Genomic DNA, 1,090 nt, shown 5'->3' with positions numbered 1-1,090 from the left:
TAGAAGCTTTATTTTTATCTTTTTCTGCTAGCTCTATAATTTCCCTTACTTTTGAATAAGGATGCTCTTTATAATAAACATTTGAAAGCCTTTCCCAGCCTATATCACTTGCACACAATAAATAATCTATTACAAAATCTTCAATCCCCCACTTTTCTACTATATTAGCCAATCTTTTTATATTGTTTTTATCAATTTCTAATAATATTCCTAAAGATATTAGCCAAAGTACACGCAAATATTCATTTTCACTGCAATAATCTTCAAATTCAAAATAATTTTCTATACAAAATATTGCATATTTAACATCTTCAACTAAATCCTCTATGGGCATACCTGCCGAATACATTGCATTTATTTTTCTAAATTCATACATAGTACTATGTCTATATGTCATGCGAATAATCTCTTCGTTATCTCTTTGATATCTCTGTATTCCATTTTTTATATCTTCCTTTAGAAGTTTTATTTCTTCTTTTCTTTCCTCTATACACTGATTTGCAAAAGTAATTTCCTCTTCAAAATGTTCAAATGTCTTAAACTTATCTCTTACCATAATTTACCCTCCTTTATTTATTATGGCCAAGGTCCTATACGGTTTGCATCTTTATCTAGTCTAAAAGTTTGTATCGTTCCATCTCCATTTATATTAAATAATACCTTTTCAACCTTGTCAGTTCCTAATGATTTTATAATCTCATCTTCTAACTTTTTATCTCCATTTACAGCGTCTAAAAGACGGTCGTTATCTTCTATCCACTTATCTGACATCTGTTTATAGCCTTTTGTTGTTTTCCTTAAACTTGCTACTCCTTCTTTTTTAAATTTACAACAATAATATACTTATTATCTATTTTACCTAATTTAGGGTTTAAAATCAATTTTAGTATTTAATACAAAAAACTCCTTTCTGACTTTTGTTTAAGTTACTGCCAGAAAGGAGTTTTATTTTATCAAATATTTATACAACAATTAATACTATTAAAATTTTATATGATATTTATTATCAATTAAAACATATTGTATAATGTCATCTTAATTTTATTCTTCAGGAAAATACACTATTAATTTACCATCTGGATAATTTCCA

Annotated in this window: 2 protein-coding genes; both read right to left on the bottom strand. The window is 26.6% G+C overall.

Translation table 11 applies throughout. The annotated features are described in order from the left end of the window. The coding region (locus OM90_RS11935) for a PoNe immunity protein domain-containing protein (RefSeq protein ID WP_144428589.1) at positions 1 to 556 on the bottom strand (556 nt) is incomplete at its 3' end. A 20-nt stretch (positions 557 to 576) separates the two neighbouring features. Further along, positions 577 to 771 carry a hypothetical protein gene (locus OM90_RS11930; protein ID WP_058487083.1) on the bottom strand — a complete coding sequence of 65 codons (195 nt, stop codon included), beginning with the start codon at positions 769 to 771 and terminating at the stop codon, positions 577 to 579. Between the last annotated feature and the right edge of the window lie 319 nt (positions 772 to 1,090).

This window comes from Defluviitalea phaphyphila (genome assembly GCF_001466305.1).
Lineage (GTDB): Bacteria > Bacillota > Clostridia > Lachnospirales > Defluviitaleaceae > Defluviitalea_A > Defluviitalea_A phaphyphila.
The sequence above is the reverse complement of the archived record's forward strand: the minus strand, read 5'-3'. Positions and strand labels throughout refer to the sequence as shown.

Bases quoted from the DNA above. Each gene is read 5' to 3' on its own strand.
- OM90_RS11930 (WP_058487083.1), bottom strand. From the start codon at position 771: ATGTCAGATAAGTGGATAGAAGATAACGACCGTCTTTTAGACGCTGTA.